The 25,980-nt window shown below is 66.4% G+C and carries 25 protein-coding genes; 9 read left to right on the top strand and 16 right to left on the bottom strand.

Annotated elements, in window-relative coordinates; translation table 11 throughout:
• The first annotated feature begins 162 nt into the window (after positions 1–162).
• Entirely contained in the window at positions 163–828 is a 666-nt protein-coding gene (locus MKW15_RS10360; RefSeq protein WP_240857534.1) for a S1 family peptidase, read from the top strand.
• Between the two features lie 72 nt (positions 829–900).
• Here MKW15_RS10360 and ilvC read toward each other — a convergent pair whose 3' ends face one another.
• The 3 genes from ilvC to MKW15_RS10345 all read right to left on the bottom strand — a co-directional run bounded on the left by ilvC (position 901) and on the right by MKW15_RS10345 (position 4,439).
• Positions 901–1,914: a ketol-acid reductoisomerase gene (gene ilvC, locus MKW15_RS10355; protein WP_240857533.1), complete on the bottom strand. Its 1,014-nt coding sequence runs from the start codon at positions 1,912–1,914 to the stop codon at positions 901–903.
• 78 nt (positions 1,915–1,992) lie between these two features.
• The gene (gene ilvN, locus MKW15_RS10350; protein WP_240857532.1) at positions 1,993–2,496 is read right to left on the bottom strand and encodes an acetolactate synthase small subunit; all 504 of its coding nucleotides are present in this window, start codon (positions 2,494–2,496) and stop codon (positions 1,993–1,995) included.
• Positions 2,493–4,439, bottom strand: a complete 1,947-nt coding sequence (locus tag MKW15_RS10345) for an acetolactate synthase large subunit (RefSeq protein WP_240857531.1) — start codon at positions 4,437–4,439, stop codon at positions 2,493–2,495. The genes ilvN and MKW15_RS10345 overlap by 4 nt, the downstream gene beginning before the upstream one ends.
• A 296-nt stretch (positions 4,440–4,735) precedes the next feature.
• Here MKW15_RS10345 and MKW15_RS10340 point away from each other — a divergent pair, with 296 nt between their 5' ends.
• Together MKW15_RS10340 and ilvD are read left to right on the top strand one after the other, a co-directional pair.
• A complete protein-coding gene (locus tag MKW15_RS10340; RefSeq protein ID WP_240857530.1) occupies positions 4,736–5,209 on the top strand; it encodes a PH domain-containing protein in 474 nt (157 codons plus the stop codon).
• 215 nt (positions 5,210–5,424) lie between these two features.
• Positions 5,425–7,269, top strand: a complete 1,845-nt coding sequence (gene ilvD / locus MKW15_RS10335) for a dihydroxy-acid dehydratase (RefSeq protein ID WP_240857529.1) — start codon at positions 5,425–5,427, stop codon at positions 7,267–7,269.
• 144 nt (positions 7,270–7,413) lie between these two features.
• Here the strand turns inward: ilvD and MKW15_RS10330 are convergent, their stop codons facing one another.
• Entirely contained in the window at positions 7,414–8,700 is a 1,287-nt protein-coding gene (locus MKW15_RS10330; protein ID WP_240857528.1) for a DoxX family protein, read from the bottom strand.
• Positions 8,701–8,804: 104 nt separating this feature from the next.
• Between MKW15_RS10330 and MKW15_RS10325 the strand changes: the two genes are divergently transcribed.
• A complete protein-coding gene (locus tag MKW15_RS10325) occupies positions 8,805–9,971 on the top strand; it encodes a PQQ-dependent sugar dehydrogenase (protein ID WP_240857527.1) in 1,167 nt (388 codons plus the stop codon).
• Between the two features lie 120 nt (positions 9,972–10,091).
• Here the strand turns inward: MKW15_RS10325 and gatB are convergent, their stop codons facing one another.
• Positions 10,092–11,597: an Asp-tRNA(Asn)/Glu-tRNA(Gln) amidotransferase subunit GatB gene (gene gatB, locus MKW15_RS10320; RefSeq protein ID WP_240857526.1), complete on the bottom strand. Its 1,506-nt coding sequence runs from the start codon at positions 11,595–11,597 to the stop codon at positions 10,092–10,094.
• A 122-nt stretch (positions 11,598–11,719) separates the two neighbouring features.
• On the opposite strand from gatB, the gene MKW15_RS10315 reads away from it, so the two are divergent.
• Positions 11,720–12,013 carry a PspC domain-containing protein gene (locus tag MKW15_RS10315; RefSeq protein WP_240857525.1) on the top strand — a complete coding sequence of 98 codons (294 nt, stop codon included), beginning with the start codon at positions 11,720–11,722 and terminating at the stop codon, positions 12,011–12,013.
• A gap of 3 nt (positions 12,014–12,016) precedes the next feature.
• On the opposite strand, the gene MKW15_RS10310 is transcribed toward MKW15_RS10315, so the two are convergent.
• The 5 genes from MKW15_RS10310 to MKW15_RS10290 form a co-directional block, all read right to left on the bottom strand.
• Positions 12,017–13,051: a 6-phosphofructokinase gene (locus tag MKW15_RS10310; RefSeq protein ID WP_240857524.1), complete on the bottom strand. Its 1,035-nt coding sequence runs from the start codon at positions 13,049–13,051 to the stop codon at positions 12,017–12,019.
• A gap of 126 nt (positions 13,052–13,177) precedes the next feature.
• Positions 13,178–14,668, bottom strand: coding sequence for an Asp-tRNA(Asn)/Glu-tRNA(Gln) amidotransferase subunit GatA (gatA, locus tag MKW15_RS10305; protein ID WP_240857523.1), 1,491 nt, complete (start codon positions 14,666–14,668; stop codon positions 13,178–13,180).
• On the bottom strand, positions 14,665–14,976 hold the full coding sequence (gatC, locus tag MKW15_RS10300) for an Asp-tRNA(Asn)/Glu-tRNA(Gln) amidotransferase subunit GatC (RefSeq protein ID WP_240857522.1): 312 nt from the start codon (positions 14,974–14,976) through the stop codon (positions 14,665–14,667). Before gatC ends, gatA begins: the two co-directional genes overlap by 4 nt.
• A gap of 87 nt (positions 14,977–15,063) precedes the next feature.
• Complete coding sequence (locus tag MKW15_RS10295) at positions 15,064–15,651, bottom strand: antibiotic biosynthesis monooxygenase (protein ID WP_240857521.1); 588 nt, start codon at positions 15,649–15,651, stop codon at positions 15,064–15,066.
• 64 nt (positions 15,652–15,715) lie between these two features.
• Positions 15,716–16,117: a VOC family protein gene (locus MKW15_RS10290; protein ID WP_240857520.1), complete on the bottom strand. Its 402-nt coding sequence runs from the start codon at positions 16,115–16,117 to the stop codon at positions 15,716–15,718.
• 72 nt (positions 16,118–16,189) lie between these two features.
• Here MKW15_RS10290 and MKW15_RS10285 point away from each other — a divergent pair, with 72 nt between their 5' ends.
• Positions 16,190–16,861, top strand: coding sequence for an ACT domain-containing protein (locus MKW15_RS10285; protein ID WP_240857519.1), 672 nt, complete (start codon positions 16,190–16,192; stop codon positions 16,859–16,861).
• 12 nt (positions 16,862–16,873) lie between these two features.
• Here MKW15_RS10285 and MKW15_RS10280 read toward each other — a convergent pair whose 3' ends face one another.
• Both MKW15_RS10280 and MKW15_RS10275 read right to left on the bottom strand, forming a co-directional pair.
• Positions 16,874–17,197 (bottom strand): nuclear transport factor 2 family protein, encoded by a 324-nt coding sequence (locus MKW15_RS10280; RefSeq protein WP_240857518.1) that lies wholly within the window; start codon positions 17,195–17,197, stop codon positions 16,874–16,876.
• 30 nt (positions 17,198–17,227) lie between these two features.
• Entirely contained in the window at positions 17,228–18,016 is a 789-nt protein-coding gene (locus MKW15_RS10275; RefSeq protein WP_240857517.1) for an SDR family oxidoreductase, read from the bottom strand.
• A 103-nt stretch (positions 18,017–18,119) separates the two neighbouring features.
• Here MKW15_RS10275 and MKW15_RS10270 point away from each other — a divergent pair, with 103 nt between their 5' ends.
• Positions 18,120–19,028 (top strand): LysR family transcriptional regulator, encoded by a 909-nt coding sequence (locus MKW15_RS10270; protein WP_240857516.1) that lies wholly within the window; start codon positions 18,120–18,122, stop codon positions 19,026–19,028.
• Positions 19,025–19,534: an O-acetyl-ADP-ribose deacetylase gene (locus MKW15_RS10265; protein WP_240857515.1), complete on the top strand. Its 510-nt coding sequence runs from the start codon at positions 19,025–19,027 to the stop codon at positions 19,532–19,534. Before MKW15_RS10270 ends, MKW15_RS10265 begins: the two co-directional genes overlap by 4 nt.
• A gap of 90 nt (positions 19,535–19,624) precedes the next feature.
• On the opposite strand, the gene ligA is transcribed toward MKW15_RS10265, so the two are convergent.
• Complete coding sequence (gene ligA / locus MKW15_RS10260; protein WP_240857514.1) at positions 19,625–21,700, bottom strand: NAD-dependent DNA ligase LigA; 2,076 nt, start codon at positions 21,698–21,700, stop codon at positions 19,625–19,627.
• Positions 21,701–21,758: 58 nt separating this feature from the next.
• Here ligA and MKW15_RS10255 point away from each other — a divergent pair, with 58 nt between their 5' ends.
• Positions 21,759–22,145: an MmcQ/YjbR family DNA-binding protein gene (locus MKW15_RS10255; RefSeq protein WP_240857513.1), complete on the top strand. Its 387-nt coding sequence runs from the start codon at positions 21,759–21,761 to the stop codon at positions 22,143–22,145.
• Positions 22,146–22,250: 105 nt separating this feature from the next.
• On the opposite strand, the gene MKW15_RS10250 is transcribed toward MKW15_RS10255, so the two are convergent.
• Genes MKW15_RS10250 through MKW15_RS10240 form a run of 3 tightly spaced genes read right to left on the bottom strand, consistent with a single transcriptional unit; the run spans position 22,251 to position 25,650 of the window.
• The gene (locus tag MKW15_RS10250; protein ID WP_308221035.1) at positions 22,251–23,282 is read right to left on the bottom strand and encodes a uroporphyrinogen decarboxylase/cobalamine-independent methonine synthase family protein; all 1,032 of its coding nucleotides are present in this window, start codon (positions 23,280–23,282) and stop codon (positions 22,251–22,253) included.
• Complete coding sequence (gene mnmA, locus MKW15_RS10245) at positions 23,279–24,400, bottom strand: tRNA 2-thiouridine(34) synthase MnmA (protein WP_240857512.1); 1,122 nt, start codon at positions 24,398–24,400, stop codon at positions 23,279–23,281. The genes MKW15_RS10250 and mnmA overlap by 4 nt, the downstream gene beginning before the upstream one ends.
• Positions 24,400–25,650: a cysteine desulfurase family protein gene (locus MKW15_RS10240; RefSeq protein ID WP_240857511.1), complete on the bottom strand. Its 1,251-nt coding sequence runs from the start codon at positions 25,648–25,650 to the stop codon at positions 24,400–24,402. The genes mnmA and MKW15_RS10240 overlap by 1 nt, the downstream gene beginning before the upstream one ends.
• Positions 25,651–25,980 lie beyond the last annotated feature (330 nt).

Raw genomic sequence — 25,980 nt, 5'->3', positions numbered from 1 at the left:
TGGACGCGGCTGGAATGTGACGGCTATTACGGATAGGTTGCAATGCAACCGCGGGACGATTCCGCGGCGGGCGCAGCGGCGCGCACGCCCGGTACCGTGTGCACAGACGCCTGCCGCGCTCTGACGGCAGGCGTTTCGACGCCTACTAACGATGGAGTGTGGATGATTAGGAAGCTGACAGCACTGCTGGCTGTTCTGGCTGCGACAGTGCTGGCCGGCTGGGGGGCGGGTTCTGCAATCGCCGCACCGGCAAAGGCGTACGTCGGCGGTGGCTCGGGAATTCTCGTCCTCAAGGGCGGCAACTCCGCGGCGGCCTGCACGCTCACCACGATCGGAAAGTCGAAGACCGGCAAGCTGATCGGCATCACCGCGGGTCACTGCGGTACGCCCGGCCAGAAGGTCTACTCCGAGACCTATCAGGACCGCGGCCAGATCGGCACCATCACCTACTCCAAGCCCGACCTGGACATGGCGATCATCGAGTTCAACCCCGCCAAGGTCGTGCCGCTGCGCACCGTGCGCAGCGTGACCATCCGCAGCGTCGACACGCGGCCGATCGGTTTCCCGACCATCGCCTGCAAGGAGGGCCGGACCACCGGGTCCACCTGCGGTATCGCCTGGTTCTCCGACGGAGACGTTCACCTGTCGCAGATGTGTGTGATCGAAGGTGACTCGGGCAGCCCGGTGGTCGTCGGTGATCGCCTCGTCGGCATGGTCAACGCGTACTACTTCGTCGGCTGCGTCGGACCGGAGACCGGCACCAACATCGGCCCGATCCTCAAGCGGGTCAACTCGTTGCCCGCCTACCAGGGCTTCCGCCCGATCTGATCGCGGCTCTCCCGCGCAAACAAAAAAGTTGCCCTTTGACTCGCGAGTCAAAGGGCAACTTTTTTGTTTCGATCAGGCGGTCTCGGTGATGGGGCGATCGACCCAGCTCATCAGGTCGCGCAGCTTCTTGCCGGTGACCTCGATGGGGTGCTCGGCGTTCTGCTTGCGCAGGCCCTCGAGTTCCTTGTTGCCGCCTTCGACGTTGGCGACGAGGCGCTTGACGAAGGTGCCGTCCTGGATGTCGCGCAGGATGCCGCGCATGCGCTCCTTGGTGTCGGCGTCGATGACCCGCGGGCCCGACAGGTAGCCGCCGAACTCCGCGGTGTCACTCACCGAGTAGTTCATGCGCGCGATGCCGCCCTCGTACATGAGGTCGACGATCAGCTTGAGCTCGTGGAGCACCTCGAAGTAGGCCATCTCCGGGGCGTACCCGGCCTCGACCATGACCTCGAAGCCGTTCTTGACCAGTTCCTCGGTGCCACCGCAGAGCACGGCCTGCTCGCCGAAGAGGTCGGTCTCGGTCTCTTCTTTGAACGTGGTCTTGATGATTCCGGCACGGCCACCGCCGATGGCACTGGCGTAGGACAGCGCGAGCGCCTGGCCCTCGCCCTTGGGGTCTTGGTCGACCGCAATGAGGCACGGGACGCCCTTGCCGTCGACGAACTGACGGCGCACGAGGTGTCCGGGCCCCTTCGGGGCGACCATCGCGACGGTGATGTTGTCCGCCGGCTGGATCAGGTCGAAGTGGATGTTGAGGCCGTGCCCGAAGAAGATGGCGTCGCCGTCCTTCAGGTTGGGCTCGATGTCCTCGGTGAAGATCTTGGCCTGGCTGGTGTCCGGCGCGAGGATCATGATGACGTCTGCCCACGCCGCCGCCTCGGATGCGCTGAGGACCTTGAGCCCCTGCTCCTCGGCCTTCTCGCGCGACTTGCTGCCCTCGCGCAGGCCGATGACGACATCGACACCCGAGTCACGCAGCGACAGCGAATGCGCATGCCCCTGGCTGCCGTAGCCGATGACCGCGACCTTGCGACCCTGGATGATCGACAGATCGGCGTCGTCGTCGTAGAACAGTTCGATCGCCACAGTTGATTCCCTTCATATGTGGTGTCCCCGGAGACTCGTTGTCACCCAACGGGACTGTCTAAAATTCTGTGCAGTCGGTCAGCGGTGTGCCGACATACTCTTGGGTCCCCGACCCAGCGCGACCGCTCCCGATTGTGCGATCTCGCGGATTCCGTACGGATCCAGCATCCGCAGCAGTGCCTCGAGTTTCTCCGCGGTGCCGGTCGCCTCGATGGTGAGGGACTCGGGTGACACGTCGATCACCTTGGCGCGGAACAGGTTCACCACCTCGATGACCTCGGTGCGCACGGTCGCGTCCGACCGCACCTTGACCATCATCAGCTCACGCGACACCGACGCAGCCGGATCCTGCTCGACGATCTTGATGACGTTGATCAGCTTGTTGAGCTGCTTGGTCACCTGTTCGAGCGGGAAGTCCTCGACGCTGACCATGATGGTCATCCGCGAGATGCCCTTGAGTTCGGTGGGCCCGACGGCCAGGGACTCGATGTTGAACCCTCGCCGGGAGAACAGCGCCGACACGCGGGCCAGCACGCCTGGCCGGTCTTCGACCAGCACGCTCAGGGTGTGGGTGGTGCTCACTGCTCGTCCTTCTGGTTGGGAGCCGCCGCATCGGACTTCTCCATGGTTTCGTGGATGTCGACCGGGTCCGACGCGGATTCGTCGTCGTCGAACAGCGGCCGGATGTCGCGGGCAGCCATGATCTCGTCGTTGCCGGTGCCGGCGGCGACCATCGGCCACACCTGGGCGTCCTTGCCGACGATGAAGTCGATCACCACCGGGCGGTCGTTGATCTCGCGGGCCTTGGCGATGACCTCGTCGACGTCGGACTCACGTTCGACGCGGAATGACGCGCAGCCCAACGCTTCCGACAGCTTCACGAAGTCCGGGATCATCCGGGAGTGCGTGGCGAGGTCGGTGTTGGAGTAGCGCTCCTCGTAGAACAGGGTCTGCCACTGCCGGACCATGCCCAGGTTTCCGTTGTTGATCACGGCGACCTTGATGGGGATGCCCTCGATCGCACACGTCGCGAGTTCCTGATTGGTCATCTGGAAGCACCCGTCGCCGTCGATCGCCCAGACCTCGGCGTCGGGGTCGGCCATCTTGGCGCCCATCGCCGCCGGGACGGCGTAGCCCATGGTGCCCAGGCCACCCGAGTTCAGCCAGCTGCGCGGCTTCTCGTAGGAGATGAACTGCGCGGCCCACATCTGATGCTGACCGACGCCGGCGCAGTACACCGCGTCGGGCCCGGCGATCTTCCCGATCTGGGAGATCACGAACTCCGGCGACATCGAACCGTCGGTCTGACGGTCGTAGCTCAGCGGATAGGTACGACGGATGTTGTCGAGGTAGCGCCACCAGGTGGAGATGTCCGCACCCTCGCCGCTGGTCGCCCGCTCGTTGCGCAGGGTCTCGGTCAGCTCGGTGATGACGGCCTTGCAGTCGCCGACGATCGGCACGTCGGCGTGCCGGTTCTTGCCGATCTCCGCGGGGTCGATGTCGGCATGGATGACCTTGGCGTTGGGTGCGAACGACGCCAACTGGCCGGTCACGCGGTCGTCGAATCGGGCACCCAGGGTGATGAGCAGGTCGCTGCGCTGCAAGGCGGCAACCGCGGCGACGGTGCCGTGCATGCCGGGCATGCCGAGGTGCTGCTGATGGCTGTCGGGGAAGGCACCGCGCGCCATCAGCGTCGTCACCACCGGGATGCCGGTGAACTCGGCGAGTTCCAGCAGTTCGGCCGAAGCGTTGGCCTTGATCACGCCGCCACCGACGTAGAGCACCGGCGAGGAGGCCGCGTTGATGAGGCGAGCGGCCTCACGAACCTGCTTGCCGTGCGGCTTGGTGACCGGCCGATAGCCCGGCAGATCGATCTGCGGCGGCCACGAGAAGGTGGTCTGCGCCTGCAGGATGTCCTTGGGGATGTCGACCAGAACCGCACCCGGGCGGCCGCTTTCGGCGATGTGGAACGCCTCGGCGATGACCTGCGGGATGTCGGCGGCATTGCTCACCAGGAAGTTGTGCTTGGTGACCGGCATCGTGATACCGGAGATGTCGGCCTCCTGGAAGGCGTCGGTGCCGATCAGCGCGCGTCCGACCTGACCGGTGATCGCGACCACCGGGACCGAGTCCATCTGGGCGTCGGCCAGCGGTGTCACCAGGTTGGTGGCACCGGGACCGGACGTGGCCATCATGACCCCGGCGCGTCCGGCAACCTGCGCGTAGCCGGTCGCAGCGTGACCGGCACCCTGCTCGTGGCGCACCAGGACGTGGCGGACCTTCTTGGAATCCAGCAGCGGGTCGTAGACGGGGAGCACGGCTCCACCGGGAATGCCGAAGACGATCTCGACGCCGAGTTCTTCGAGCGAGCGCACCACCGACTGCGCACCGCTGACCCGCTCGGGGGCGACGGTGTGCTGCCCTACCGCACGCAGATTTCCTCCCGCGGGCGACTGTTGCCGGGCTCCTGCATTGCGATCCGGCTCACTGCGGCCGGCGTCGGTGCGTGCTGTTGGTGCGCTCACTGCACGATCCTCATCTGGTTGTCGATCTTCATTTGCTGGTGACAAGAAAAAACCCCCGACAGCTTCGCTGTTCGAGGGTGGCGCGTCGATGCTGAGTGGGGTCTCGTCTGTGACCGGTCAGGCGACGCGCCAGCCGATTACTACTACGAGAGTCCCGTTCTTCATCACGCATTCACGGTATGACCGCGTGTAGTCGTGAGTCAAACTCCGGACCGTTGCGTCTCATATCGTGAGAACACACAGGTGGGGCCGCACCTGCCGGGATGGCACACAGCGCGGGTTGGCACAATGAAGGCGTGCCGACAGATTCACCGACCGATCCGGAGACCACCTCGCCCGCCGATTCTGACGCATCGGGGAGCGCCGAGGATCGCGTCGAATTGCCCGCAGTGTTTCGCCTGAACCGGGTCGCCTACTTCACGGTTCCCATGGTGGCGATCGTGTGCATCATCCTGGCCGGCACCTCCCTGGTCTGGCTCGGCTGGACGCTCGCCATCCCGGTCGTCCTTGCGGTGTGGATCCACCGGTTGCGCACCGTCGTCACCGAGGACGGGTTGACCGCGGTCGGTACCTTCGGCAGCGCAGCGGTCGCCTGGACCGATATCGCGGGCCTGCAATTCCCCCGGTGGAGCGCCGTGCGCGCGGTGACCTCCGACGGCGAGCGGGTGCGCCTTCCCGCGGTGGGATTCCACGATCTGCCCCGCCTGTCGGCAGCGAGCCGTGGCCGAATCCCGGACCCGTTCGCAGCGGCCGACGAAGCCGACAGCTGAGCCTTTTTTGAAGCCCCTAGCGGCAGCGGAGTACGCTGACCTGTAGCAACGCAGCAAGACTCGGCCACAACGCCACCTCGCCGCATTCACCACAACCGGGTCGGGCATGAAATAACACCGTCGGCTTTCGACGTTGTGGTGGCATCCGGTGTCATCGGCATCGGGTCGAATCACCAGCCAACTGCACCACCGCACGCCGATCAGATCGAGGAACCATGCCTGCCCTGAGATCACGCACCACCACCGTCGGCCGCGAAGCTGCCGGAGCGCGATCGCTCTGGCGAGCAGCCGGACTGACCGACGACGACTTCGGCAAGCCGATCGTCGCCATCGCGAACTCGTACACCCAGTTCGTGCCCGGCCACGTCCATCTCAAGGACGTCGGCGAGATCGTCGCCGACGCGGTGAAGGCGGCCGGTGGAGTGCCACGTGAATTCCACACCATCGCCGTCGACGACGGCATCGCCATGGGACACGGCGGGATGCTGTACTCGCTGCCGAGTCGCGAGATCATCGCCGACTCGGTGGAGTACATGGTCAACGCCCACACGGCGGACGCACTGGTCTGTATCTCCAACTGCGACAAGATCACTCCCGGAATGCTCAATGCCGCGATGCGGCTGAACATCCCCACCGTCTTCGTCTCCGGCGGCCCTATGGAGGCCGGCAAGGCGGTGGTGGTCGGGGACGTCGCCCACCCGTCGTCGGACCTCATCACCACCATTTCCGCGTCGGCCAACAGCGCCGTCGACGAGGAAGGGCTGTCCGAGGTCGAACGTTCCGCCTGCCCCACCTGCGGTTCGTGTTCGGGCATGTTCACCGCCAACTCGATGAACTGCCTGACCGAGGCACTGGGACTTGCGTTGCCCGGCAACGGTTCCACGCTGGCCACCCACGAAGCACGCCACGCACTCTTCGAGCGTGCGGGCCGCGTCGTGGTCGAGGCCGCGACACGCTGGTACCGCGACGACGATGCGTCGGTTCTGCCACGAAACATCGCGTCGGCCACCGCATTCCGCAACGCCATGGCACTCGACGTGGCGATGGGCGGCTCGACCAACACCGTCCTGCACATCCTTGCGGCAGCACAGGAGGGCGAGGTCGAGGACTTCGATCTCGCCGTCATCGACGAGATCAGCCGCAACGTGCCGTGCCTGTCCAAGGTGTCGCCCAACTCCGACTACCACATGGAAGACGTCCACCGGGCCGGTGGCATCCCGGCGATCCTGGGTGAATTGCGACGCGCCGGTCTCATCGACGACACCGCGTCGACCGTCCATTCGCCGACGATCGGGGACTTCCTCGACGACTGGGACATCCGCGGTGGCAAGGCCATCGACGCGGCGGTCGAGCTGTTCCATGCTGCTCCCGGCGGCGTGCGCACGACGACGCCGTTCTCCACCGCCAACCGATGGAGTTCGCTGGACACCGACGCCGCGGGCGGCTGCATCCGCGACCTCGAGCACGCGTACACCGTCGAAGGCGGCCTGTGCGTGCTGCGCGGCAACCTCGCCCCCGACGGCGCGGTCCTCAAGACTGCCGGCATCGACGAGGACCTGTGGCACTTCGAGGGCCCGGCCCGCGTGGTGGAGAGCCAGGAAGAAGCCGTCCAGGTCATCCTGTCCAAGAAGATCCAGGCCGGCGAGGTGCTGGTGGTCCGCTACGAGGGACCGTCCGGCGGTCCCGGCATGCAGGAGATGCTGCACCCGACCGCGTTCATGAAGGGCACCGGCATGGGCAAGAAGTGTGCCCTGATCACCGACGGCCGCTTCTCCGGCGGATCGTCGGGCCTGTCGGTGGGGCATATGTCCCCCGAGGCCGCATCCGGCGGCGCGATCGGACTCGTCGAAGACGGTGACCCGATCCTCATCGACGTCAAGACGCGGACGCTGGAAGTTCAGGTGCCCGACGACGTGCTCGCCGAGCGGCGGGCCAAGATGGAAGCCTCCGAGCACCCGTGGCAGCCGGTGGACCGCCAGCGCACGGTCACCACAGCGCTACGCGCCTACGCGAAGCTGGCGACCTCCGCGGACCGCGGTGCGGTTCGCCAGGTCGACTGAGCCGGCGAATACCGCGCCTGAGGCGAGCCGAGAGCCATCCCCTGCTCAGGAAGAGCCATCCCCCGATCCCTGAGGTGCGAGCTTGCGAGCCTCGAAGGGCTGCTGAGACGACAACGCGAATCTCACCAGCCGGGATTCCCGGCCTCAGCCGCCAGGGTTACCCGGTGACGACAGCGGGTTGGTGCCGTTGCACAAGATCCAGATGAGCGCTGCCGCACCGATTCCCACAATGAGCCACAGGAACGATCCGATGAACGGTCGTCTGGCCCATCCGTAGGGAAAGTCCAGTGAGTACAGGCCTGGGCCTGTGAGGATGATGACCGCGGCCGCCACGGCCAGGATGAGCTCGTACTCGACGCCGCCGACGGCAGCGAAGAACGAGAAGCCTCCGGCCAAGGTGGTCTTGTAGGCGGCGGCGATCAGCATGGTGCCCAGGATCGCCGACGCACCCACCGGTGTGAGCAGCCCCAAGATCACCATCGCCCCACCGAGCGTCTCCGACAGCGCACCGAGGATGGCCAGCGGTTTCGCGAAGTCGGGATTGAACCCGATGCTGCTGTTGGCCGAGTTGACGAGCATGTCCTCGAACCCGCTCAGTCCCGGACCGCTCCACCAGCCGAAGAGCTTCTGCAGTCCGTGCGCGAGCGCGACCGCGCCAACCGCAACCCGCAGCAACAGCAGCCCGAGGTCGAGGGTGCCGCGACGGGCTTTCGCCTTGGCTTCGTCGAGATCGTCGGCCGTCGCGTCGGACGCAGGTGGCTCGTCGTCGGATTCCGACACCAGCGGCCGGGTCTCGTTCGCCGTCGCCTCGGCGTCGGCGGCGGGACGACGCGCCGCGAAAGCCTCCGTCGGACTGGTGTCGGGCTCGGGAGTCGAGTCGGGCGTGCGACGCCGAACCCCTACCGGATCGGTGATTCGCGACGCGTTTCGGTCGGGCCCGCCCGGTTCGTCGCCGGCGGTGACTCGTGTCGGTTCGGCACGCGCAGGCGCGGCGTCGGGACGCGCCACGACCGGTGGCCGTTCGATGACCGCCGTCTGCTCGTCCGGGACGCCGCGATCGACCGGCAGCGGATCGGTCTGTGGCGAACCGGTCTGTGGCGAACCGGTCTGTGGCGAACCGGTCTGTGGCGAACCGGTCTGCGGCGAACCGGTCTGTGGCGAACCGGTCTGAGGCGAACCGGTCTGCGGCGCGGTATTCGGAGCACTGGGCGTCGGGCGCGTTTCCACGTCGCCAGGGTCGAGGTCATCCAAGTCGTCGACCCGCGACACCTGCGCGGGTGACCGTCTCGCATGCCGCTCGTAGAAGTCGTCGCGGTTCGGTGGTGGTGCGACACGGCCCGGTTGCGGTGTCCTGGGAAGGTCGATCTGGCCCGTCGGCTCGTCGTACGGACTGGTCGGACCGTTTGTCGACTTGTCACGTTCGCTCACCATTCCGACTCTAAGGGGTTGGCGTCGCCGTGGTCGCCAGGCGCAGCCGGGTGAGTCGGACCAGCCGATCTCCGGTCCACCGCATCGGCACCACTACTGTGGACGGCATGCGTAAGGGGCGGCGGACGAGTCGGCACCGGCGGGGGTACGTCGGCGCGCCGGTCGGTCGATGGCGAGCGGTGGTGACCGGTCTTGTGGCGGTGACGATCGCGGTGAGTGGCTGCGCCGACTTCAGCGCCCAGGATCAGCAGAAGGCGGCGGGTCCGTTCAGTTCGAACAACCCGAATCCCCCACCTCCGACGCAGACGCCACCGCCGTCGCCACAACCTCAGCAACCGCCGACCGGTCCATGTATCGATCCCGATCCGTCGGTGATCGCGACGTGCCTGGAATCCACCGGCGGGATCGCGCCGGGCGACGAGAGCGGCCAGTCGGCGGTGATCGCCGAGCGCACCACCGGCAAGATCATCGCGCAGCAGAAGTACGGACCGCATCGTGAGTTGGGTTCGGTGCCGGTCGACGCATCGGGCGACGGCGGGCTGATCGACTTCGCGTTCTCACCCACCTACTCGCAGGACCGGCTGATCTACGCGTTCATCACCACGCCCTCGGACAACCGGATCGTCCGACTCGCCCCGGGCGACGTGGCCAAGCCGATCCTGGTCGGCATCCCGAAGGGCGCGACGGGCAACATGGGCTCGATGTACTTCCGGTCGCCCAACGAGTTGGTCGTCGCGACCGGTAACGCGGGAAGTCCGGCGTCGGCGAGCAATCCGTCGTCGCTGGCGGGCAAGATCCTGCTCGTCACCTCGCTCAGTTCAGGCGCCAACCCGCCGCCGAAGATCCTGGCCTCGGGATTCGGGTCGTCGGTCGCCCTCTGTCCGAACCCGGCTACCGGCGCGCTCTATGCCGCCGACCAGACCGCCACCGAGGATCGCCTGCAAGCCATCGAGGATTCCGGGCCCAAGGTGTTGTGGACGTGGACGGACAAGCCGAAGATCGCCGGATGTGCGGCCGCGGCCGGCAGCATCTACGTGTCGACCACCCGCACCCAGCGCATCGAGGCCGTCAACGAACCCACCCGGGAACGACCGACCATCACGGCGCCGGTGGTGGTCCTCGAACGCCGTTATGGCGCACTCGGCCGCATGGCCGCACTTCCGAACGGCCTGATCCAGTTCGCGACGGTCAACAAGGAGAACGGCCGGCCCGTGCCGACCGACGACCGGGTGGCCGTCATCCAGGGCGGCGCGGGAGCCGACAACCGCACGTGACTCCTGGCCACGTCCCGCGTCAAGCCGCGAGAACTCGAGTTGAGTTGGAGAACGCGAGTGCTGCAGCACTCGCGTTCTCCAACTCGGCACCTGTTCTCGCGCTCGGCGGGCGGGGGTTGCCTAGCTGCAGGCGGCGAGCACAAGCTCCTTGACGCGGGCGGGATCGGCTTGTCCCCGAGTCGCTTTCATGACGTCGCCGACGATCTTGCCGGCCGCCGCAACCTTGCCGCCGCGGATCTTCTCGGCGATGTCGGGATTGGCGGCCAGCGCGTCGTCGACCGCCTTCTGCAGCGCCGAGTCGTCGCGCACGACCTCGAGTCCGCGGTCGGCGACGATCTGCGCCGGTTCGCCCTCGCCGTCGAGCACGGCGGTCGCGACCTGCTGGGCCAGCTTGGTGGTGAGCTTGCCGTCGTCGACCAGGCCGATGATCTCGGCGACCTGGGCCGGGGTGATGGCCAGATCGGCGAGTTCCGTCTCACGCGCATTGGCCTGCTGCGCAAGGAAAGACACCCACCAGCCGCGGGCGGCCTCGGGAGCCGCGCCCGCGTCGACGGTGGCGATGATCAGATCCACCGCGCCGACGTTGACGAGGTCACGCATGACCTCGTCGGACACTCCCCACTCCTGCTGGATGCGGGCCCGACGCAGCCACGGCAGTTCCGGCAGCGTGGTGGCCAGCTCGGCGATCCACGCCGAATCCGGTTGCACCGGAGGAAGATCGGGCTCCGGGAAGTAGCGGTAGTCCTCGGCCGTCTCCTTGCGCCGACCCGGTGACGTGGTGCCGTCGGTCTCGTGGAAGTGCCGGGTCTCCTGGATCACCTCACCACCGGCGAGCAGCACCGCGGCCTGGCGACGCATCTCGTAACGCACCGCGATCTCCACACTCTTGAGGGAGTTCACGTTCTTGGTTTCGGTGCGGGTACCGAATTCCGTTGCGTCCTTGCGCATCAGCGAGACGTTGGCGTCGCAGCGCAACGAGCCCTGATCCATGCGGACATCCGAGACGTCGAGCGCCTTGAGCAGGTCGCGCAGCGCGGTGACGTAGGCCCGTGCCACCTCGGGTGCGCGTTCGCCGGCACCCTCGATGGGTCGGGTCACGATCTCCACCAACGGAACACCCGCGCGGTTGTAGTCGAGCAGCGAATGACTCGCTCCGTGGATACGCCCGGTCGACCCACCGATGTGCAGCGACTTGCCGGTGTCCTCTTCCATGTGCGCACGTTCGATCTCCACGCGCCATTCGGTGCCGTCGGGCAGAACGACGTCGAGGTACCCGTCGTAGGCGATCGGCTCGTCGTACTGCGAGATCTGGTAGTTCTTCGGCTGATCGGGATAGAAGTAGTTCTTCCGCGCGAATACACTCGACGGCCGGATCGAACAGTTCAATGCGAGCCCGATCCGGATGGCGGATTCGATGGCCTTCGCATTGGCCACCGGCAGCGACCCGGGCAGTCCGATGCACACCGGGCACACCTGGGTGTTCGGCTCAGCGCCGAAGGCCGTCGGGCACCCGCAGAACATCTTGGTGGCGGTACCCAGTTCGACGTGCACCTCGAGGCCCATCACGGGGTCGAACTCCGCGATGACCTCGTCGTAGTCCAGCAATTCGGCGGCGGCGGCAGTCATGGCTGACAGTTTATGCGGCGAATTCCCGGGTGGATGTTCAGGGTGATCACCGATGCGCCCCGAAGGCCTCCCTTCGTAGCGTCGGAGATGACGTACAAGCCACCGAACCAGGAGACCCGACCATGACCAGCACAATCGCGCCCGTCAACACTGCGCCCACTTCTGCGCCCGAGCGGCGCCTCACCCGTTCACGTACGGACGCGTGGTTCGGCGGGGTGTGCGGCGGCATCGCAGCACGATGGGACCTCGACCCCACACTCGTGCGCGCGCTCTTCGTCGTATCGATCCTGCTCCCGGGACCTCAGGTGCTGGTGTATTTGGCCCTGTGGCTCGTCATCCCGCGCGAACCCGTACGAACCAGCCCGGAGACGACAGTGATCGACGCGCCTACACCAGACGGATCCTTCAGCAGCTGACCCTCATCCGAAGATGACGCGGATCTCCTGGTATTGGTCCTGCGGGACCCGCTTCAGTTCGCCGAGCGCCTCGTCGAAGGTGATGCGCACGATGTCGGTGCCGCGCAGTGCGACCATCTGCCCCCAGCCGCCCTCCGCCACGAGATCGGCCACACCCATCCCCATGCGGGTGGCGAGGACACGGTCGAAAGCGGTTGGGACACCGCCGCGCTGGATGTGGCCGAGCACCGTGGCACGGGTCTCGATACCGGTGCGCTCCTCGATCAGCGGCGCGAGCACCTCGGCGATCCCGCCCAGCCGCGGCCGATTGAATCCGTCGAGACCCTTGACCGAGTACTCCTCTTTCATGTCCGGGAGTTTGAAACCCTCCGCAACCACGACCATCGGCGCACGACCGCGGTTCTTGACGCTGGTGACCCAGGCGCAGATCTGATTGAGGCTCTCCCCTTGCTCAGGGATGAGAATCGCATGCGCACCACCGGCGATCCCGGAATGCAGAGCGATCCAGCCCGCGTGGCGGCCCATGACCTCGAGCACCATGCAACGCTTGTGTGAATTGCCCGTGGTGCGCAACCGGTCGATCGCCTCGGTCGCGATCTCCACCGCCGTGTTGAAACCGAAGGTGTAGTCGGTGGCGTCGATGTCGTTGTCGATGGTCTTGGGCACGCCGACGATGTTGATGCCGTCTGCATAGAGCCGCTTGGCGGCCGACGCGGTGCCCTCGCCGCCGATCGCGATCACACCGTCGATGCCGAGGTTCTTGAGCACCTTCTTGATGTTGTCCGGACCGCCGTCGGGCTCCGAATACGGGCCGAAACGGCTGGTGCCGAGGATGGTGCCGCCCTGGTTGGAGAGACCGCGCACATGCGAACGGTCCAGCTCGATGATGTCGCCGTAGACCAGGCCGTACCAACCGTCCTTGAATCCCACGAACTCGTGGCCATAGACAGTCTCGCCCTTGAGCACTGCTCCGCGGATGACCGCGTTCAGACCGGGGCAATCGCCCCCGGACGTGAGAATGCCAAACCTCTTGGCCATTGTGGTGAGACCCTCCTGCCGACCGGATGGAACACACCCAATCTAGGGCATCTGTCTCGATCCGGCCCGACGTTGCGGCCTCCACCACACCCGCGTGAACGGCGGTTATCCGGCCGGCGACGGGCGTCAGCCGATCGGACCCCGCGCGGCCTCGTAGGAGGCGCCAATCCGATAAAGCCGATCGTCGGCGAGTGCGGGCGCCATGATCTGCAGGCCCACGGGCAGACCGTCGTCGGCGCTGAGTCCCGACGGCACCGACATGGCACCGATCCCGGCCAGGTTGACCGGCAGCGTGCACAGGTCGAACAGATACATCGCCAGCGGGTCGTCGACCTTCTCCCCCAACGGAAATGCGGTGGTCGGGGTGGTCGGCGACACCAGCACGTCGACCTTCTCGAACGCCGACGCGAAGTCGCGGGAGATCAGCGTGCGCACCTTCTGCGCCTGCCCGTAATAGGCGTCGTAGTAGCCCGACGACAACGCGTAGGTCCCGATCATGATGCGACGCTTGACCTCTGGACCAAATCCCTGGTCCCGGGTCATCGCCATGACCTCTTCGGCACTGTGTGACCCGTCGTCGCCGACGCGCAGTCCGTAACGCATCGCATCGAAACGCGCGAGGTTCGACGACACCTCCGACGGGAGGATCAGATAGTAGGCGCCGAGCGCATAGGTGAAGTGCGGGCAGCTGACCTCGACCACCTCGGCCCCGCGCTCGGTGAGCAGCGACACCGCAGCGCGGAACGACTCGAGGACGCCGGGCTGATAGCCCTCGCCCTGCAGTTCGGTGACCACGCCGATGCGGACGCCCGAGAGGTCCTGTTCGGCACCGGCCTTCGCCGCGGCGATCACATCGGGCACCGGAACATCGATCGACGTCGAATCGCGGGCATCGTGTCCGGCGATCACCGAGTGCAGCAGAGCGGTGTCGAGGACGGTCCGACCACATGGTCCGCCCTGATCCAACGACGACGCGCATGCGACCAGGCCGTAGCGCGACACCGTGCCGTAGGTGGGTTTGACGCCGACGGTCGCAGTGACCGCGGCCGGTTGGCGGATCGATCCGCCCGTGTCGGTGCCGATCGCCAGCGGCGCCTGGTAGGAGGCCAGCGCGGCGGCACTGCCGCCACCGGAGCCACCCGGGATGCGGGAGGTGTCCCACGGGTTGCGGGTCACCTGGTAGGCGGAGTTCTCGGTCGAGCTGCCCATGGCGAACTCGTCCATGTTGGTCTTGCCCAGGATCGGGATGCCCGCCGCGCGGAGACGCTCGGTCACGGCGGCGTCATAGGGCGGCACCCACCCTTCCAGGATCTTCGAACCGCACGTGGTCGGGGCGTCGAGGGTGGTGAAGACGTCCTTCAGCGCGATGGGCACCCCGGCCAGCGCCGACGGTGCGTCGCCGGACGCGATCGCGTCGTCGGCGGCCTTGGCCGCAACCAGCGCTTGCGCACCGTTGACGTGCAGGAACGCGCCAAGCTGATCGTCGATCTCGGCGATCCGGTCCAGATGCGCCTGCGTGACCTCCACCGACGACACCTCGCGCGAAGCGATCTTGCCGGCCAGTTCGGCTGCGGTGAGCCCGGTCAGTTCTCCGGCAGCGCGAGTGTCGGTGCTCACTGTTCTTCCCCCAGGATCTGCGGGACCGCGAACCGGTCCTGTTCGACGGCCGGCGCACCCGACAACGCCTGCTCGGTGGTGAGTCCGGGTACCACGACGTCCGGGCGGAGCACGTTGGCGAGTTCCGCGGGATGGGCGGTGCCCGGCACATCCTCGGCGGCCACCTCGGACACCTGCGCGACGTGGGTGAGGATCGAATCCAACTGCTCGGCGTACACATCGAGTTCGTCCGCGGTCAGATCCAGACGCGACAGCCGCGCAAGGTGCGCGACCTCCTCGCGGGAAATGGACTTCGGTTCACCGGCCACCAGTTCATCCTTTCGCGGGCGCGTCGTGATGCCCTCCAGCCTATGGGAGGCGACTCGACGCGCTCCCGCCACCCGAGGCGAGGGCTGTCACGTCAGCCATCTCTTGAGTCGCGCGGTCAGCCAGGGCAACACGAAGTAGACCATCAGCGGGGTGTTGATGACCGTCGCGACAAGCGTCTTCGCCGCGAGCGGCAGGTCACCGAGGTGCGCGACGACACCGTAGTTGATGGCCAGCGACATCGGGAAGAAGCCCAGCCAGATGGTGATCGCCTGTTTCCATCTCGCCGGCGGGTCACCCTGCACCCGAACGGCGTTCGTCAGATTGTGCTGGGGCTCGAACCACCCCTCGATGCCGGACAGCCGGTGGGTCGCGTATTCCGCCGCGACCCCCTCGCCACGCGACAACCAGGCCTTGCGTACCGGTGATCGCTGCCACTCATCCATGCTCAGTTCGTCGGCGAACCGGTAGACCACGTAGTACTCGTCGTCGATGCGGGAGTTGCGCAACCAGCCGCCGCCCAGGAACCCGGGAAATGTCCGGGCGAGCGCGATGCCCGCGTCGGTCCAGGTCACGAACTCGTGCTCGCGGCCGGGTGTGATCCGTCGCGCGACCGAGGTGGTGACGTGCGACGGCTCATCGTCGAGATTCTGTGGGGCTCGATCGTGGTCGGACATACCGCCATCCTCGCGTCGATCGGTCTCGGGAGCACGACGACCCGCACAACGTCACGCCGAGCACTCACTCCCGTGTGTAGAACTCCAGGGCGATGTTGTCGGGGTCGCGGAACGAGACCACCCATCCCCACAAACCGCGCACCGGCTCGTTGTGACCGATGCCGTGGGTGTCGAGGACCTCGATCCAGCGGTCGAGCTCGGCACGGTCTGCGACCGCGAACCCCAGATGATCGAGACCTGCCCGGTGCTCGTCGAACAGTCCGTCGACCGCAGAATCACCGTGTGCCACAAAGCTGATGGTGACGCAGTCATCGCGGGTCAGCACGGCCTTGCCGACGCCGTCCCGCTCGACGCGCAGCCCCTCCCGATATCCCAGCACTCGCGTGTACCACTCGATGGTGGTGTCGAGGTCGCTGACGGAAGGTGTGACGTGGTGCACACCATCGAGTTCCGGATGATCGGTCACCCCACCCACGGTAGCCCCGACGGACGGGGCCGCGGGATGCTCGCAACGCGCCCGTCACAGCCGGGTGCGAGAATGTCGCACGTGTCATACCTGCTTCGGGTGTATCTCCAGGACCGGCCGGGCAGCCTCGGGCTGCTCGCCGTGCAACTCGGTTCCGTCGGCGCCGACATCCTGTCGCTGGAGGTCGTCGAGCGCGGCGAGGGCTACGCCGTCGACGACCTCGTGGTCGAGGTCGCACGCGGCGCACTGCCGGACAGCCTGATCACCGCCGCCGAGAAGGTGAAGGGTGTGCGGGTGGATTCGATCCGGCCGTACTCGGGTGTGCTCGACACCCACCGCGAGCTCGAACTCGTCGATCAGGTGGCCACGACCGAAACCGACCGGCTGCAGGTTCTGGTCGATCAGGCGCCGCGCGTATTGCGCGTGTCGTGGGCGATGATCCTCACGCAGGGCGTCGGCGGCGGTGTCCTTCAGTTGTTCGGCAGTTCGGGCGCGCCCGAGACTCCCCTGACCCGCGCCGACTGGCTGCCCCTGAATCGGGCAGAACAGTTGGATCCGGACGCCGATTGGGTGCCAGAAGCGTGGCAGGACATGGACACCCGCATGGCGGCCGCCCCGCTGGGTTCGAGCGGAAAGGCCATTCTGCTCGGACGGATCGGCGGACCCGATTTCCGGCCGTCGGAGATCGCCCGCCTCGGCTATCTCGCCGGAATCGTCAGCACGGTGCTGCGCGCCGAGAACTGAAGTCCGCGGCACTCATTCGCGAATGGTCATCCGAGCGACCATCGAGCCGACGACGCTATAGGTGAACGTCGACAGCCCGTTGAACCCATCACCGCCCACCTGTGCGATCACGATGGTCTCGGCGCCGTTCGTGGTCACGGACGTGACATCGAGCGTCACATTCTTGCCGACGTACTCGTTGTCGCTCCACCGGGTTATCGCCGAGTTTCCCACGAAGACCCGGCCCCAATCGTCGACTGCTCCGTCCGCATCGAAGGTCGCAAGAAACGCTTTGAGGTCACCGGCGTTGGTGGCGTCAATGGATGCCTGTACCACGGCTGGGAGTTTATCGGTCATGGTGTCTCAATCTCCTTGGCTGTCAGTCGATCAGCGTGTGGTGTAGCCGCCGTTGGCGAAGAGTGTCTGACCGGTGATCCAACTGCCGTCGGTGCACAGGAATGTGACGATCGGCGCGATGTCCTCGATGGTGGTGAGTCGATTTCCGATCGCCTGCGACTTATGGAACTCCACTCGCTCGGGCGTCTCCTGTGGGTAGAAGAATGGGGTGTCCATCGGACCCGGACCGATGTTGTTCACTCGAATACCACGCTCCGCAAACTCCTTTGAAGCTGCACGGGTGAAATGCTCGACGGGGCTCTTCCCACCGGCGTACGTGGAGTAGCCGTCGGTGTAGGCAGCGAGCAACGAGGTCACGATGGTGATGATGGATCCGTTGTCGTTCAGTCGCTTGCCTGCGTTCTGCAGGAAGAAGTACGCCGCCTTGGCGTTGACGTCAAACATCGTGTCGTACTCGGCCTCGGTGGTGTCGACGATCGGTTTGCGCAGAACCTTGCCGACGGTGTTGATCGCGATGTCCACTCCGCCGAAGGCCTCTGAGGCCGCGTCGAAGAGGGCGGTGTTGTTGGCCGGTACGGTCAGATCGCCCTGAACGAGGATCGCTTTCGACCCGACCTCGCTGATCGCCGCCTGCGTCTTCTCGGCGTCGACACGTGTGGCGTCGCTGTTGTAGTGGATCGCGACGTTGGCACCGAGCGCGGCGAGCCGAGTAGAGATCAGTCCGCCGAGGTTCTTCGCACCCGCCGCGACCACTGCGGCCTTTCCGGTGAGGGGTGCGTTGGTCCGATGCGCGTCAGCGCGCGTTCCTGCCTGTGTCATGTCGCTCCTTCGAATCGCATGGGTGTGTCCTCATCGAAAGTAGGAGCAGAACAAAACAAACACCAACGAACTCATTTGGTCTTTGAACAATTACAGTTTGTATGTGGCTGATGACCATCTCTCTCTGGGCGGAAATGACGCGCTCGACACCCGACGGCTGCGACAGTTCGTCGCCGTCGCCGAGGAGCCGACGCTCGCAGCAGCAGCGGCCAAGGTGTTTGTCACGCAGCAGGCGCTGTCGGCAGCGATACGCACACTCGAACGTGATCTCGGTGTCGAACTGTTCGATCGGTCACGGCGGCATCTCGAGTTGACCCCGGCCGGCCGCGCTCTGTATGTGGGCGCACGACCCCTTCTGTCTGGCACGTCAGCGCTGGCACGCGACGTAAAGCAGGTGGCGGCCGGCGCACGGCAGCCGTTTGTCATCGGACATTCACCGGCATTGTCCGGAGCCGAAGTGTATGCGCTCATCGAGTCCGCGCTCGACCACGGCGGCGACCGGTCCGTGACCGCCCGGCAGGTGTTTCCAGACGATTTCCGCGATGCACTGCTCTCCGGCAGTCTCGACCTCATCCTTCGTCGGGGCGTGTCGACGCCACCCGAACTCGCATCGGCCATCATCACGTACCACCGCCTACGCATCGCGGTGTCGTCACGTCATCCGCTCGCTGGTCGCGCGCAGCTCACGATGACCGACCTCACACCACACCCGATCATGGTGTGGGCACCCGAGCATCAGTCGTTCTACACCGATTTCCTCATATCTCACTGCCGCAGAAGCGGTTTCGAGCCGCGAGTTCGCGTCAACCCCATCCAGGGGACACCACCGTCGACAGCAGTGCTCCGCGATGGTGATGCGTGCGCATTTGTCACCGACGAAGCCGGACCGGTCCACGGAGGACGCGCTGTGGTGGTGGACCTGACCCCGGCACCGCTCGTACCGGTTCAAGCCCTATGGATTCCGCACACCGAGTCCGATTTCCGGATGGCTCTGCTACAGATGGAGGCATGACCGAGATCGTTCTGGTCCAAGGTGACATCACCTCGGAGTCCACCGATGCCATCGTCAACGCCGCCAACTCGTCATTGCTCGGGGGCGGTGGAGTCGACGGCGCCATCCACCGTCGCGGCGGGCCGCAGATTCTTGCTGAGTGTAAGCAGTTGCGCGCCAACACTTATCCCGACGGCCTGGCGGCCGGGCACGCTGTTGCGACCACTGCGGGCGACCTCGAAGCCCGATGGGTGATCCACACCGTCGGGCCGGTGCATTCCACGACTGAGGACAGGTCCGCCACCCTGATCTCCTGCTATCGCGAATCCCTGCGTGTCGCAGACGAACTCGGCGCCACGACGGTTGCGTTCCCGGCGATCTCGACCGGTGTGTACGGCTGGCCCATCGACGACGGCGCACGCAAGGCCGTCCACACCGTGCGCGCCACCGATACCGACGTCACCGAAGTGCGGTTCGTGCTGTTCGACGGCCGGGCGTATCGCGCGTTCACCGACGCGCTCTCCTGACCTCGTTGACTGGGCGTCGAAAACCGTTGACTGTGCGTCGGAATCCGTTGACCGGGCGTCCCGAAGCGTTGACCGTGCACAGTCGGCCGGTCATTGTTCGACCGCCGGCGCCTCTCCCGTCTCGAGCAGTTGCTTGAACGCGTCCTCGTCGAGGACGGGAACGCCGAGTTGTTCGGCCTTGGCGGCCTTGCTGCCCGGTGAATCGCCGACAACCACGTAATCGGTCTTCTTCGACACCGAGCCCGACGCCTTCCCGCCACGTTGCAGGATCGCTTCTTTCGCCCCGTCACGGGAGAAGTCCTGTAGTGAGCCGGTCACGACGACGGTCTTGCCCTCGAGCGTCCGCGCGATCGACTCGTCGCGCTCGTCTTCCATGGATACCCCTGCGGCACGCCACTTTTCGACGATCTTCCGATGCCAGTCCACCTCGAACCAATCGTGGATGCTCTGTGCCAGCGTCGTTCCCAGCCCCTCGACACCGGCAAGCTGCTCGACGTCGGCATCCTCGATCGCGGTGAGCGAACCGAATTCGGTGGCCAGCGCCCGCGCCGCCGTCGGCCCCACGTGTCGAATCGACAATCCGACCAGCACCCGCCACAGTGGAACCTTTTTGGCGTTGTCGAGGTTGGCGAGCAGGCGCTTGCCGTTGGCCGAGAGCGCGCCGGCCTTGGTGGTGAACAGCTCTGTGCGGGAGAGATCGTCGGCGGTGAGGGAGAAGAGGTCGCCCTCGTTGGTGATCACCTCGGCGGTGAGCAATGCCGCGGCCGCCTCATAGCCGAGGGCCTCGATGTCGAAGGAACCGCGCCCCGCCAGGTGGAACAACCGCTCCCGCAACTGCGCCGGGCAGGTCTCCTGGTTGGGACACCGGATGTCGACGTCGCTGTCCTTCTCCGGCCGAAGCGGCGCACCGCATTCCGGACATTTGTCAGGCATGACGAACGCACGCTCCGACCCGTCACGGAGGTCGACGACGGGACCGAGCACCTCGGGGATGACGTCACCGGCCTTGCGGATGGTGACCGTGTCACCGATCAGGACACCCTTGCGCTTTACCTCGGACTGGTTGTGCAACGTGGCCCGCGACACCGTGGACCCGGCGACCAGTACAGGTTCGAGCACCGCGAACGGGGTGACCCGACCGGTGCGGCCGACACCCACCATGATGTCGAGCAGTTTCGTCGTCGCCTCCTCGGGCGGGTATTTGTAGGCGATCGCCCATCGTGGCGCGCGAGACGTCGAACCGAGGCGTCGTTGCACGGTGACGTCGTCGGCTTTCACCACGATGCCGTCGATCTCGTGCTCGACGTCGTGCCGGTGCTCACCCCAGTAGGCGATCTTGTCCAAGATCTCGCCTACCCCGCACGCCTTGGTGGTGTGTGTCGACACCGGGAGACCCCATGCGCCGAGCGCCAGGTACGCGTCGTGCAACGACTCGGGACGCCAGCCCTCGGTGTGCCCGATGCCGTGACAGATCATCCGCAGCCTGCGACGCGCCGTGATCTGCGGATTCTTCTGACGCAGCGACCCGGCAGCCGAGTTGCGCGGATTCGCGAACGGGGCCTTGCCGTCGGCAACCAGTGACGCATTCAGTGCCTCGAAGTCCTCGACCCGGAAGAAGACCTCGCCACGCACCTCCAGCACGTCGGGTATCGGGTACTCGTCGGAGGCGGTGAGGCGCTGTGGGATGTCGTCGATGGTGCGTGCGTTGAGCGTGACGTCCTCACCGGTGCGTCCGTCGCCGCGGGTGACGCCGCGCACCAGCACGCCGTTCTCGTAGACGAGCGCGAGCGCGACCCCGTCGATCTTGAGCTCACACAGGAACTCCACCTGCGCACCCGCGTCGGCGTCGACCCGCTCGACCCACGCGCGCATCTCGTCGGCGTCGAAGACGTTGTCCAGCGACATCATTCGCTCGAGATGGTCCGACGGAGTGAATGCCGTGGAGAAACCACCACCGACCAGCTTGGTCGGCGAATCGGGGGTTGCGAGCTCGGGGTGATTGTCCTCGAGATCCTGGAGGCGACGCAGCAAGACGTCGAACTCACCGTCGGTGATGACCGGCGCGTCCTTCACGTAGTAGCGGAACTGATGCTCGCGGATCTCGTCGGCGAGCGTCGACCACTGCTCACGTAGGTCCGTGTCATCCAATGCCGGTTCGTCTGCCACAAAACCGAGCCTATCGGAGGGGCCTGACAGCCCGATCGAACCGATCTATCGTCGTGGCATGCCGCACCCGATCATGTTCGACGACAATGACCCGTGCCTCATCCGGGTTCGCGAGATAGCGCTTGCACTCCCCGACGCCACCGAAGTCGTCGCACACGGACGGCCGACATTCCGCTGCGGCAAGATGTTCGCGAACTACGGGGGCAGCGTCAGGGGCAGCAAGGAGCGCCACGACCAGAGCATCCTGTTCATCCCCGACGAGTCGGAACGTCAAGCACTGGAAGAAGATCCGCGGTTCTTCATGCCCGCGTACCTCGGTCCGTACGGGTGGTTGGGACTGCTCCTCAAACCCCGGATGGACTGGACCGAGGTGGCCGAACTACTCGATGCGAGCTATCGACAGATCGCACCCAAGCGCAGCGTCGCCAAGCTCGACGCCGACTGAAACGCCCAGTCAACGGTTTGAAACGCCCAGTCAACGGTTTTGGGACGCACTGTCAACGATTTCCGACGCCCAGCCAACGGGGTTTGGGACGCCCGGTCGACGAGGTCAGAGGGCGTCGGGGTCGGTGGCCAGGAGATGCCCGGCCTGTGCAGTGACCGCCAGTGCTTGTTTCGACCACGACTCCGATGCACCCGCAAGGCCGCACGTGGGTGTCACGATCACGTTCTGCGCCAGTACTTTTCGATTAAGACCGACCCGATCGGTGAGCGCGGCGAGTGACGTGGCGACCGCGTCGGAGTGCACTCGTCGGTCCGACGAGACCGCGGGCACCACGCCCGCCAGCAGCGTGTCGCCACGGTCGATCAGGGCGCCGATACCGTCGAGGTCGCGGGCGGTGGGCGCACTCAGGTCGGCGGACAACGCCACACCGGGCAGTCGCTGCACCAGATCCCACCGCGGCGCGCTGCAGTTGTGGAAGATCGTCGGTCGGCCGACGACGTCTATGAGCTCACGCAGCGACTCCGCGACCTCGGCCACAGGAATCGCGTCCAGGACATCGAATCGGGTCAACGGCTTGACGGCACCGTCGATCACCGCGCCGATCATCGGCTCGTCGAGTTGCACGACGACATGCGCGCCGAGCCGGCGAGCCACCTCGCCGGCATGCTCGCGCAGCCCCTCGGCGCAGGAGGCCACCACGTCACGGACAGCACCGCGATCGGCCAGCACCTTGTGCCCACCCCGCAGTTCCACCGATGCGGCCGTGGTGAACGGTCCGGCCACCTGAACCTTGAACGGGCGACCGGAACCGACGAAACCCGCTGTCTCCCAAATCTCTTCGACCATGTCGAGATCTTCGTGCAGCAGGTCTGTCGCGCGCCTGGTGAGCCGCGACGGACGCTGCGCCAACCGGTAACCCCACGTGCCGGTGTCCATCGGAAGGTCGACGAGAATCGCCGCCATTCGCCCGATCATGTCGGCTCCCAGCCCACGACCGGGCAGTTCGACGAGGTGGGCGAAGTCGAGCTCACCGTTGACGATGGCGGCCGCAGAGCGGGCGTCGGTGCCGGGCATCGAGCCGATACCGGTACCGACACCGGCGGGCAGAGCGTCGGCCGAGTGGTCGGGTGTGCTCACCGAGCGCTCGACGCGACCGCAGGCGCTGCGCTGGTCGCGGAGATCCGCCCGCAACCGAGGACGAGGTCGCCGCGTTCGGCGTCGGGCAGATACAGCACGGCCGCCTGACCACGAGCGACGCCGGTCAGCGGTTCGCTCAGTGCGATCTCGATACCGGGCTCACCGTCGACGACGACAGGCGTGGCACGGGCGGGCGCGAGTCCGCCATGAGCGCGCACCTGCACGACGCAGTCGATGGGCCCCTCGGGTGTCGTACCGGACGTCCACACGGCGCGGCGCGCCGTGATCGTCCAGACCTCCAGGTCGGCGGCCGTCCCGACCGTGACCGTGCCCGATTCGGGGTCGATGTCGGTCACGTAGCGGGGCCGGCCGTCGGCCGCGGGCGCATCGATACCGAGGCCCTTGCGCTGCCCGATGGTGAATCCGTGGACACCGTCGTGATCGGCGAGCCGGTCGCCGGTGCCCGCATCGACCACCGCACCCGGGCGCAGGCCGATCCGCGCACCCAGGAACGCACGCGTGTCGCCGCTCGGGATGAAGCAGATGTCGTGGGAGTCGGGCTTGTTGGCGACCGAGAGTCCGCGTCGGGCCGCCTCGGCCCGGATCTCACCCTTGGGCGTATCGCCGACCGGGAACAACGCTCGTGAGAGCTGGTCGTGATTCAGCACCGCGAGCACGTAGGACTGATCCTTGTCGGCGTCCACCGCGCGGCGCAGTTCTCCGTCGTGTAGACGGGCGTAGTGTCCGGTGGCCAGCGCGTCGAAGCCGAGTGCCACGGCCTTGTCGGCGAGGGCCGCGAACTTGACCTTCTCGTTGCAGGTCAGACACGGATTGGGAGTCTGCCCGGCCGCATACGCCGCCACGAACTCGTCGATCACGTCGTCCTTGAACCGGTCGGCGAAATCCCAGACGTAGAACGGTATGCCGAGAACGTCGGCTGCGCGACGGGCGTCCGAGGCGTCCTCGCGCGAGCAGCACCCGCGCGACCCGGTCCGCAACGCTCCAGGTGCCGTCGACAGCGCGAGGTGCACCCCGACGACCTCATGGCCGGCATCGACCGCGCGGGCGGCCGCGACCGCCGAGTCGACGCCACCGCTCATCGCCGCAAGAACCCGCATCAGCGCACCCCCTCGCGCGCCATCGCACCGCTGGGTACCGAGACCAATCCGGCCGCACGTGCACGATCGACGACCTCGCCGATCACGTCGGCAACCCTGTCGATCTCGGCGTCGGTGGTGAACGGCGACAACGAGAATCGCAGCGACGACCGAGCGTCGGCCATGCCGAGTCCCATCGCCAGAAGCACATGGCTCGCCTGGGCGACACCTGCGGTGCAGGCCGAACCCGTGGAGCACTCGACGCCCTTCGCGTCGAGGAGCATCAGCAGCGAGTCACCCTCACAGCCCGCGAACGACACGTGCACGTTGCCGGGCAGCCGGAGGTCGCCCCCTGCACCGTTCAGTTCGGCGCCGTTGAGCGTGGTGCCATCCAGCGACAACAGCACCTCGGAAAGCCGGCCCTGCAGCCGCTTCATGTGTGCGGCGTTCTCGTCCAGGTGCTCGACACACCAGCGCAATGCTGCGGCCATGCCCACGGCACTCGCGACATCTTGTGTACCGGACCGGACGTCACGTTCGTGTCCACCGCCGTGCAGCAGAGGCACGCAGTCGACGTCACGGCCGAGCAGCAGGACGCCGGCACCCTGTGGGCCGCCGAACTTGTGCGCGGCGATGCTCAGTGCGGCCAGACCGCTGGCGGCGAAGTCGACCGGCACGTGCCCGACCGCCTGAATCGCATCCGAGTGCACCGGTACCCCGAACTCGGCGCCGAGCGCGGCGAGCGTGGCGATCGGCGCAATGCTGCCGACCTCGTTGTTGGCCCACATGACCGACACCAGTGCGGTCTCGTCGGCGTGTGCCTCCAGTTCGGCCCGTAGGTCAGCCGCGGACACGATCCCGTCGGCATCGACCGGCAGGATCACCAGTTCGGCGCCCGACTCGTCGGCGAGCCACTGGGCGGGGTCGAGGACCGCGTGATGCTCGACAGCCGACACCACAATCCGTCGACGACGATCATCGGCCGCGCGACGCGCCCAGTAGATTCCCTTGACGGCGAGATTGTCGGCCTCGGTTCCACCGCCGGTGAAGATCACCTCGGACGGCCGGGCACCCACCGACGCCGCTATCGACTCGCGCGCCTCTTCGAGTTGCCTGCGCGCCCGGCGCCCGGATCCGTGCAACGACGACGCGTTGCCCGGCTGCGCGAAGACAGCCGTCATCGCCTCGATCGCAGCGGGCAGCATGGTCGTGGACGCGGCGTGATCGAGGTAGACGGGTGAGCGAGAGGGCACACGGGAGGACATGGACATCGTCAACCAGGATAGACGCGCTCGGCGCACCGACAAATTCCAGCGAGATCAACGATCGCAGTAGGGCAGCTGACCTCATCACCGGGAGATCCTGAGGGCGGAAAGAGCCCCACCTGCCGACTGAGTCGCGAGCGTGACGTCGCTTCACGCTGGCAAGACGCGAGCGTAGGTCAGCCTCACGCAGCGTCCCTCCGCCGGCGTTGCCGACGATCGTGGACGCGGGAAGCGCGCGGCCTCATCGCAGAAACCGCACTTGTCGCCAGAAACCGCAGGTGTGGCCAGAAACCGCTGGTGCGCCTCGGGTTTCTGACCAGACACGCGGTTTCTGAA

The organism is Gordonia gummivorans (genome assembly GCF_022513585.1).
Taxonomy (GTDB): domain Bacteria; phylum Actinomycetota; class Actinomycetes; order Mycobacteriales; family Mycobacteriaceae; genus Gordonia.
This window is presented reverse-complemented; position numbering and strand designations above follow the sequence as displayed.

Coding starts and splice junctions, on each gene's coding strand:
- gatB (WP_240857526.1), bottom strand. CDS start 11,597: ATGACTGCCGCCGCCGCCGAATTGCTGGACTACGACGAGGTCATCGCG.
- MKW15_RS10240 (WP_240857511.1), bottom strand. CDS start 25,650: ATGTCCATGTCCTCCCGTGTGCCCTCTCGCTCACCCGTCTACCTCGAT.
- MKW15_RS10255 (WP_240857513.1), top strand. CDS start 21,759: ATGCCGCACCCGATCATGTTCGACGACAATGACCCGTGCCTCATCCGG.
- ilvD (WP_240857529.1), top strand. CDS start 5,425: ATGCCTGCCCTGAGATCACGCACCACCACCGTCGGCCGCGAAGCTGCC.
- MKW15_RS10360 (WP_240857534.1), top strand. CDS start 163: ATGATTAGGAAGCTGACAGCACTGCTGGCTGTTCTGGCTGCGACAGTG.
- MKW15_RS10330 (WP_240857528.1), bottom strand. CDS start 8,700: ATGGTGAGCGAACGTGACAAGTCGACAAACGGTCCGACCAGTCCGTAC.
- mnmA (WP_240857512.1), bottom strand. CDS start 24,400: ATGCGGGTTCTTGCGGCGATGAGCGGTGGCGTCGACTCGGCGGTCGCG.
- MKW15_RS10315 (WP_240857525.1), top strand. CDS start 11,720: ATGACCAGCACAATCGCGCCCGTCAACACTGCGCCCACTTCTGCGCCC.
- MKW15_RS10265 (WP_240857515.1), top strand. CDS start 19,025: ATGACCGAGATCGTTCTGGTCCAAGGTGACATCACCTCGGAGTCCACC.
- MKW15_RS10285 (WP_240857519.1), top strand. CDS start 16,190: ATGTCGCACGTGTCATACCTGCTTCGGGTGTATCTCCAGGACCGGCCG.
- MKW15_RS10325 (WP_240857527.1), top strand. CDS start 8,805: ATGCGTAAGGGGCGGCGGACGAGTCGGCACCGGCGGGGGTACGTCGGC.
- MKW15_RS10275 (WP_240857517.1), bottom strand. CDS start 18,016: ATGACACAGGCAGGAACGCGCGCTGACGCGCATCGGACCAACGCACCC.
- MKW15_RS10280 (WP_240857518.1), bottom strand. CDS start 17,197: ATGACCGATAAACTCCCAGCCGTGGTACAGGCATCCATTGACGCCACC.
- MKW15_RS10295 (WP_240857521.1), bottom strand. CDS start 15,651: ATGTCCGACCACGATCGAGCCCCACAGAATCTCGACGATGAGCCGTCG.
- MKW15_RS10310 (WP_240857524.1), bottom strand. CDS start 13,051: ATGGCCAAGAGGTTTGGCATTCTCACGTCCGGGGGCGATTGCCCCGGT.